This is a genomic window from Azospirillum sp. B4 (assembly GCF_000333275.1).
GTDB lineage: Bacteria > Pseudomonadota > Alphaproteobacteria > Azospirillales > Azospirillaceae > Nitrospirillum.
The window spans coordinates 1-8043 of the sequence record NZ_BACU01000158.1 but is presented as its reverse complement, the minus strand read 5'-3'; the positions used below and the strand labels follow the sequence as shown (position 1 = coordinate 8043).

At 66.5% G+C, this 8043-nt stretch carries 7 protein-coding genes; 5 read left to right on the top strand and 2 right to left on the bottom strand.

Annotated elements, in window-relative coordinates; genetic code table 11:
- From I55_RS07390 to I55_RS07380, 3 genes are all read left to right on the top strand, one after another.
- A partial coding sequence (locus tag I55_RS07390; RefSeq protein ID WP_044559865.1) for an OprO/OprP family phosphate-selective porin occupies window positions 1-1304 on the top strand: 1304 nt, incomplete at its 5' end.
- 250 nt (window positions 1305-1554) lie between these two features.
- A complete protein-coding gene (locus I55_RS07385; RefSeq protein WP_083900920.1) occupies window positions 1555-2469 on the top strand; it encodes a DUF1003 domain-containing protein in 915 nt (304 codons plus the stop codon).
- A 168-nt stretch (window positions 2470-2637) separates the two neighbouring features.
- Window positions 2638-3333, top strand: coding sequence for a response regulator transcription factor (locus tag I55_RS07380; RefSeq protein ID WP_044559864.1), 696 nt, complete (start codon window positions 2638-2640; stop codon window positions 3331-3333).
- 165 nt (window positions 3334-3498) lie between these two features.
- On the opposite strand, the gene I55_RS07375 is transcribed toward I55_RS07380, so the two are convergent.
- Window positions 3499-4812, bottom strand: a complete 1314-nt coding sequence (locus I55_RS07375; RefSeq protein WP_044559863.1) for a peptide MFS transporter — start codon at window positions 4810-4812, stop codon at window positions 3499-3501.
- A gap of 440 nt (window positions 4813-5252) precedes the next feature.
- Here I55_RS07375 and I55_RS07370 point away from each other — a divergent pair, with 440 nt between their 5' ends.
- Together I55_RS07370 and I55_RS07365 are read left to right on the top strand one after the other, a co-directional pair.
- Window positions 5253-6839: a hypothetical protein gene (locus tag I55_RS07370; protein ID WP_044559862.1), complete on the top strand. Its 1587-nt coding sequence runs from the start codon at window positions 5253-5255 to the stop codon at window positions 6837-6839.
- A gap of 66 nt (window positions 6840-6905) precedes the next feature.
- Window positions 6906-7661, top strand: coding sequence for a sulfite exporter TauE/SafE family protein (locus I55_RS07365; protein ID WP_044559861.1), 756 nt, complete (start codon window positions 6906-6908; stop codon window positions 7659-7661).
- Window positions 7662-7716: 55 nt separating this feature from the next.
- On the opposite strand, the gene I55_RS07360 is transcribed toward I55_RS07365, so the two are convergent.
- Window positions 7717-7905 carry a hypothetical protein gene (locus I55_RS07360; RefSeq protein ID WP_044559860.1) on the bottom strand — a complete coding sequence of 63 codons (189 nt, stop codon included), beginning with the start codon at window positions 7903-7905 and terminating at the stop codon, window positions 7717-7719.
- Window positions 7906-8043: the final 138 nt, after the last annotated feature.

The window sequence follows — 8043 nt, the reverse complement described above, 5'->3', positions numbered from 1 at the left end:
CCGAAAAGGCCGCCACCTCGGTCACCACCGCCACGGCGAACCTGCCCAGCATCACCTTCCCCAACGGCGTGCCGACCTTCGCGTCCGCGGACAAGGCGTTCAGCTTCCAGCCCATCGGCCGCATGCAGCTGGACTACGGCTGGAACATGCAGGACACCAAGAACCCGGATAACCGGGCCAACAAGGACATCACCGACGGCTTCAACTTCCGTCGCGCCTACATCGGCTTCGCCGGCAAGGCCTTCAACGACTTCACCTATACCGCCCAGGCCGACTTCGCCGGCCGCACCAGCGGCAGCGGCCGTCTGCAGACCGCCCAGCTGTCGTACAACGGCTTCAAGGGCTGGATCATCGACGTCGGCGCCATGCAGCCGGCCTTCACCTTCGAAGACAGCATCAGCTCCAACGACATCGGCCTGGTCGAGCGTCCCGGCATCACCAACGTCGTGACCAGCCTGGTGGCCAGCGAAGGCCGTGTCTCGGCCGGTGTGCGCAAGTATGGCGACAACTACTTCGCCGACGTCTACCTGACCGGTGACAGCGTCAACGCCAGCGCCCAGACCACCGGCGACGACCAGCACGCCGTGTTCGCCCGCGCCGCCTTCCGCCCGATCAACGACGAGCACATGATCGTCCACATCGGCGCCGACCTCGGCTACCTGTACGCCCCGCCGCAGACCAACCTGGTTTCCGGCAGCGTGACGGCCGCCAACTCACACGTCGTGTCCTTGTCCGAGCGTCCGGAAAACCGCTACGGCGGCCTGGGCGCCATCCTGAACACCGGCAGCATCAACGTCGACGACGTCACCATCTACGGCGGTGAAGCCGCTGTCCGTTACGACAGCTTCTGGGTGCAGGGCGAAGGCTACCAGATCGACATGACCCGTCGTTCCACCCCGGCCGCCACCAACGACCCGAGCTTCTTCGGCTACTACGCCGAAGCCGGCTGGGTGCTGACCGGTCAGAAGCGCAACTACGTCGCCAACCAGGGCGCCTTCAGCGCCCCGACGGTGGACAAGCCCTTCAACCCGATGAACGGCAACTGGGGCACCTGGGAAGCCGTGGCCCGCTACAGCTTCCTGAACCTGAACTCCGACACCTGGGCCACCAACACCGCCAACCGCGTGCGCGGCGGCCAGCAGGAAGTGTGGACCCTGGGCCTGAACTGGTACGTCACCCCGAACGTCAAGATGATGCTGGACTACCAGTTCATCGACGTGAGCAAGTACGCCTCGGCCACCAGCAACGTCCAGACGGGCGACAGCTGGCAGTCCTTCGGCGGCCGCATGCAGTTCACGTTCTAAGGTTGGTCCCTCCCCTCGGGGAAAGGACAGCCTGACAATAGGGAAACCCCGCCGGTCCGCTGGCGGGGTTTTTCCTTATGGGGCGGAGGTTAACGGCGCCTGCGACACTTGCCCACGGGGCCTTTGCCTCACGCGGGGCCGCTTCCTTCAAGACAGTCGCGGAAAACTGTCATAGTTCGGTTATAGAACCCATATCGGTGTTGGTTACCGCGAGCCTGGACGGGCCGCGGACTGTCGAAGAGGATTGGTGATGGTCGAGGGGCGTGAGGGCGGTTTGACCCCACAGGACGAAGGCGGTGTGCATCCGGTGCCCGATGAGGCGCAGGAGGCCGCCATCGCCGCCGAACTCGCGGCCGAGGCGGAGGAGCTGGCCGACGCCGACCTGATCGACGGTGAGGACGACGCCGGCGACGGCCTGGAGGAGGAGGCGGGGCTGGACGGCGGCCCAGTGACGGACGCGCCCGGCACGACCGGCGGCGGCAAGCGCGTGGCCTGCGGCGTCACGGGCAAGATGCGCCCCAAGCGCGACCTGATCAGCCTGGACACCCTGCGCCCCAGCCTGGCGGTGCGCATCCGTCGCGACCATCCCGGCCTGCCGCCGGACGCCCTGGTCAGCCGCGGCGTCGTCGCCCGCTACCGCTCGCTCTACGTCGAGGAACTGCTGCAGCAGGAAAAGGGCGAGCTGACCGAGTTGGATCGCCAAGTGGCGGAGAGCATCGCCACCCATGAGACCCTGGCGGAGAACATCGAGGAGGGCTACGCCGAGGAGCGCACGCTGGGCGAACGCATGTCCGACCACCTGGCCAGCTTCGGCGGCAGCTGGACCTTCATCCTGACCTTCGGGAGCTTCCTGATCGTCTGGATGATCTTCAGCGGTATCCAGGGGGAGAAGTCGTTCGACCCCTACCCCTTCATCCTGCTCAACCTGATTCTCTCCTGCCTGGCCGCCATCCAGGCCCCCATCATCATGATGAGCCAGAAGCGGCAGGAGGCCAAGGATCGCCTGCGGTCCGAGAACGACTACCGGGTCAACCTCAAGGCTGAGCTGGAGATCCGCCACCTGCACGAAAAAATTGATTATCTGATTCAACGCCAGTGGAAGCGGCTCACCGAAATCCAGCAGCTGCAACTGGAGATTATGCAGGAAAAGCGCTACCGCCGCTGAGCCGTCTATCCCTTTTGAACCGTTTCCCGGATATTCCTGGCTAGCTACGGTGAGGGGGCTACGCGAAAGAGCTAAAGCGACCGGACACAAGTGAGGGTTGTCTTACGCCGCGAATGCGCCAATATTAAAGGCTCCGATCAAGTTGCATCTGCGTCGGAGGTTTGGATCATGGCCACCCATGATGTTCTGGTAATAGACCCGAGTACCCTGTTCCGGCAGGGCTTACGGCAGTTGCTGCCGCAGGATTTCCGCGTCGTGTCCGAAGCGCGGGACGTTGAAGCTGCCAAGGCCGAGCTGGCGGCCCCCACACCAAATGATATATCCCTGGCCAAGCCATCCGGCCGAGGCATCGCGTTGGTCCTGTTCGACGTGACCGACGCGGCTGAGTTCCGGGCTGCCGCCAGTCAGTTGCGCAGCCTGTTGCCCGAGGCCCGCCTGGTCTATCTGACCAACGGCTTCGACGCCCCACGCCTGCGCATGGCGTTGGAGGCCGGGATCGACGGGTACCTGACCAAGGACCGGTCGTCCAACGCGCTGATCCAGTCCCTGCATCTGGTCATGCTGGGGGAAAAGGTGTTCCCGTCCGACCTGGCGCTGCTGTTGACCCAGCAGAGCCATCCCAACGTGGGCGCCGGCAGCCCGCACAAGGGCCTGTCGATGCGGGAAACCCAGATCCTGCGCGCGCTGGTCAAGGGCGAAAGCAACAAGGTCATCGCCAATGGCCTGCACATCACCGAGGCGACGGTGAAGGTTCATCTGAAAAGCCTGTTGCGCAAGATCAACTGCAACAACCGCACCCAGGCCGCCATCTGGGCGCTGAACAATGGCCTGACCGAAGCCACGCCAACGGCGGGTGCGGCCTGACCATCGGCCGCCCCATAGCCGGAAAAGCGTCTTCGGTACCCCTTCACGGACACCCTGCCTGTCCCATGAAGCCCGCCACATTTTGAAGTGGGCTCACCCCAAGAAAAAGGCCGCCGTCCCAGGCAGGGGATGGCGGCCTTTTCTTTTGGGCGGTCGCGGAAGGGCTTACGCCACCGTCGGGCTCACCCGCGCGCGCCGTAGCGACACGGCGTAGAACACCAGCCCCGCCGCCACCAGCGCCGCCACCTGGCCGCCGAAGTAGGCGAAGGGCGACAGGCGGTCATAGAGCTGCACGTAGAGGCCGCCCACCATGTCGCCGGCGAAGACCGTCAGGTAGAAGACGGCGGTGATGGACGACTTCAGCCGGGCCGGCGCTTCCATATAGGCCCACTGCAGGCCGATCATGCTGATGCACAGCTCGCCAAAGCCCAGCACGATGTTGGAAACCAGCATGAACCAGATGCTGACCGGGTGGTCCTTGGTGGCCAGCAGGCCCGCCAGCGCCATGATGGCGATGGACAGCCCGGTGATGCCGAAGCCCACGAACACCTTGGTCCGCGCCGGGGTCTGCACGCCGCGCCGGCGATCCACCCCGCCCCAGAAGGCGTTGAAGATAGGGGTCAGCAGGATGATCATCAGCGGGTTGACGGCCTGCAACTGGTCCGGCGTCAGCTCGAAGCCGAAGGGCCACAGGTTCAGGTCGATATAGTCGCGGGCGAAGAACACCCAGGTGGTGGCGGTCTGGTCGTAGGCCATCCAGAACACCAGGATCATGGGGAAGCCCAGCAGCATGCGGACCAGGCGCGTGCGCTCCTCCGGCGTCATGCCCGCCTGCCCACGGGCGGCCAGGGCCCGGGCCGCGGCGCGATCAGCGGCGGTTTCCTGCGGGTAGAAGCGCTTGCCCGCCGCGAACACCACCAGCGCCACGGTCATCAGCGCCGCCGGCAGCATCAGCGCCACCTGGTAGCCCGCCTTGTCGCGCACCCAGGGCAGCGCGTAGGAGGTGACGAAGCCGCCGATGTTGATGGCCACGTAGAAATAGCTGAAGGCCTTGTCCATCAGGGCTTCCTTGCCCTGTTCCTGGTACATGCGCGCCATCAGCGGGCTGACGTTGGGTTTGATGGCCCCGGCGCCCATGGCCAGCATGGCCAAACTGGCATACAGCATCCACGGGCTGCTGGCGAAGCCCAGCGCCACCTGGCCGAAGATGTAGGGGAATGAGAAGAAGATGATGGTGGGATAGCGGCCCAGCCAGCGGTCGGCGATGACGCCGCCGACCAGCGGCAGGGCGTAGCAGGACGCCATGAAGATCTGGATGACGGTGGCCGCGTCGCTGTCGGAGAAGCCCAGCTGCGAGGTGATGTAAAGCGCCAGCAGGGTCCGCATGCCGTAGTAGCAGGCGCGTTCGGCCAACTCACCCCAGAAGACGAACCAGAAACCCACCGGATGCCGAACGCGTGCCGTGACCTGTGCCTGCATGCCCAAATCCTTGGAAAATGATGCTGGATGCGGCGGGCCCCCCACGCGGCCGGACCCCGCCGGGGGCATCCCCGGGATGCCGCCCGAACCCGCCGGTTCGCGCCCGCCTGTGCCCTTCGTCCCCGCGGCCCCCAAGCCTGTCCGGGATCAGTGCCCACCTGTTGTGCTTCACGGCCCGGTGTCGCCTGGCCGTCGTTCGCCTGCTTCGTTAGGGGAATCGGGGCCGCGACACAAGCCGGGAATCACAAATCGCCACCCCATCAAAAAATTTAACCTCGATCCGTCCGCCATGGCGGACAAGGCCGAGACGGCGCCGGGACGTCGACGGCTGAGGCAAAGTGTAGCGGCGGCAATAATGGGGATCGCATATTCGCCATACGCTGGCCGCCCCTCTTTTGATTGTCTTGTGCGGCGCAAGAGCGGCCTGTTAATTGGCAAGGATGATGGTTGCCCTGGACGCCGACGCGCGCAGCGATACCCGCCCCCGTAGCTTGGACCTGCCCGTGGCCACGGTGCTGGGCATCATCGCCTTGGCGGTGGTGCTGACGCCCCTGTTCTTCGTGCTGGTCCCGCCGCTGACCGACTACGCCAACCACCTGGCCCGGATGCAGATCATCGCGCGCCTGGGCCAGGAACCGCTGTTGCAGCGCTTCTACACCATCGACTGGCAGGTCATCCCCAACCTGGCCATGGATATCGTGGTGCCCCCGCTGGTCAAGGTCGTGGGCGTGTTCGCCGCCGGCAAGCTGTTCATCGCCGCCATCATCGTCAGCATCGTCAGCGGCACCTGGGCCCTGCACCGCGCCCTGCACCGGGCGGAGCACGGCCCGGGGGGCGCCAACGCCCTGCTGGCCATGGCCTTCATGTACAACGGCATCTTCCTGCTGGGCTTCACCAATTTCCTGTTCGGCATCGGGTTGGCCCTCTGGGGCACCGCCGTCCGCCTGTCGTTGCGCCGCCGGTCGCACCTGCAGCGGCTGGCGGCCAGCACGGTCACGGTGCTGGTGCTGTTTTTCTGCCACCTGTTCGCCGTCGGCCTCTACGGCATGGCGATATTCTGCCTGGAGGCGCCGGCCCTGATCCGCCGGCCCTGGCGTCAGGCCCTGCGCCACATGGGCCTGATGGTCCTGCCCTTCCTGGTGATCCTGCCCCTGCTGGCGCTCAGCCCGACCATGGGCCTGGCCGACCAGGTGGTGTGGAGCTGGGTGGGCAAGGGGGAGGGCCTGCGTTTCCTGGTCACCACCTTCCATGAGGATTGGGAGGTGCCGCTGGGCCTGGTGGCCCTGGCCGTGGTCGTGGCGCTGCTGGCCACCCGCCGCATGCACCTGCACACGGCGGGCTGGATGCTGCTGGCCACGGGCGCCGTCACCTACATCGCCATGCCCACCGTCCTGTTCGGCTCCGCCTATGCCGATGAGCGACTGCCCGTGGCCCTGCTGTTCCTGGGCCTGGGCTTCGTCCGGTTCGAGTTCCGCAGCCGCCGGGGCCGCCTGGCGGCGCTGGCCGCCATCCTGGCCATCATCGGTGTGCGCAGCGTGGTGATGATCGGCGACTGGCGGCCCCTGGGTCAGGTCTACCGCGACATGCGGGCCGCCACGGCGGCGGTGGAGCCCGGGTCCACCATCCTGGTGGCGGAGGCGACGGTGCCTACCGGCGACGTCAACTTCAACGCCGCCTTCAGCCACGCCCCCTGCCTGGCCATCATCGACCGGCAGAGCCTGGTCAGCACCGCCTTCAGCGTGGCCGGCAAGCAAATCCTGGCGGTGAAGCCCGCCTATACCGAGCGTGTGGACCGCGAGGACGGCGACCCGCCCAGCACGGGGGAGATGATGAAGGCCGTGACCAATCCCCTGCCCCCCGGCACCTATTTCTGGCAGGACTGGCAGCGCGACTACGACTACGTCATGGTCCTGAACACCGAGGCCGGACATCGGGAGTTGACGGGCCTGGCCGATCTGGTTCATGAGGGCAAGGGGTTCCAGCTCTACCGCGTGCTGCACGGCGTTCCGGCGACCCCCGCCCCCTGACGCGACCACCCGGGAACAGGGGCGGCGGTCGCGGGGGTGCCCGCCACCAAACGTACCGGAAATCCGATGGATCCCTGGACCTGGGCCTTGCTGATCGGCGCCGCCTTCGTGGCCGGCGTCTTGAACGCCGTCGCCGGCGGCGGCAGTTTCCTGGGTTTCCCCGCCCTGGTATTCGCGGGCCTGCCGCCCGTCACCGCCAACGCCACCAACACCGTCGCCCTGTTCCCGGGATCGTTCGCCAGCGTTTACGCCTACCGCCGTGACTTCCAGCCCATCCAGGGCGTGGGCATGGTGCCCATGGTGACGGTCAGCCTGGTGGGCAGCGTGGCCGGCGCCCTGCTGCTGATGAACACGCCGGAAACGGTGTTCGTGGCCCTGGTGCCCTGGCTGCTGCTGCTGGCCACCCTGGTTTTCGCCTTCGGCCGCCGGTTGACGGCCCTGCTGAAGGACCATTTGCACCTGACGCCCACGGCCCTGCTGTGCTGCCAGTTCGTCATCGCCATCTACGGCGGCTATTACGGCGGTGGCGTGGGTATCCTGTCCATGGCGGCCATGACCCTGTTCGGCCTGCGCGACATGCACGCCATGAACGCGTGGAAGACCCTGCTGTCCGGCAGCCTGAACGCCATCGCCACCGTCACCTTCGCCCTCAGCGGCCGGGTGGCCTGGGCGCCCGCCCTGGTCATGATGGCGGCCGCCATCGCCGGCGGCTATCTGGGCGCGGCCGTCGCCCGCCGGCTGCCCGGCGAACAGGTCCGCCGCTTCGTCATCGTCACCGGCGTGGTGATGACCCTGTACTTCTTCGGAAAAACCTATCTTTAGACCGTGATGCCCCGGCTTCGGGAGACGGGGCCTCGGGGAACGGGGTGGCGGGGGCCTAGCGGGTAGCCTGCCCGTCCGCCATGCGGGCGGGGACGGAAGCCGCCGCCTCGTCCGTCGTCGCGTCCGGCGGGGCGCTCAGCACCACGGCGGTCAGGAAGGCGCAGACGACCGCCAGCACCACCAGGTCAAGGCCACGGCCACGGTCGTTCAGACGACGCGTCAGGCGGGCGAGGATCAACGGCATGGGCTGGGTTCCGGTGGCCCCCGGAGGACTTCCGGCACTGCTGGTACGGACCAATTGCCCCAACCTTGCGCTTTAAAATCGATGGCTTGAAAAAAGGCGGCCGCGTCGCCTGAGGTGCCCAACTGAAATCCTCAAAAC

Excerpts from the sequence above, each read along its gene's own strand:
- I55_RS07385 (WP_083900920.1), top strand. The coding sequence starts at position 1,555 with ATGGTCGAGGGGCGTGAGGGCGGTTTGACCCCACAGGACGAAGGCGGT.
- I55_RS07380 (WP_044559864.1), top strand. The coding sequence starts at position 2,638 with ATGGCCACCCATGATGTTCTGGTAATAGACCCGAGTACCCTGTTCCGG.
- I55_RS07375 (WP_044559863.1), bottom strand. The coding sequence starts at position 4,812 with ATGCAGGCACAGGTCACGGCACGCGTTCGGCATCCGGTGGGTTTCTGG.
- I55_RS07370 (WP_044559862.1), top strand. The coding sequence starts at position 5,253 with ATGATGGTTGCCCTGGACGCCGACGCGCGCAGCGATACCCGCCCCCGT.
- I55_RS07365 (WP_044559861.1), top strand. The coding sequence starts at position 6,906 with ATGGATCCCTGGACCTGGGCCTTGCTGATCGGCGCCGCCTTCGTGGCC.
- I55_RS07360 (WP_044559860.1), bottom strand. The coding sequence starts at position 7,905 with ATGCCGTTGATCCTCGCCCGCCTGACGCGTCGTCTGAACGACCGTGGC.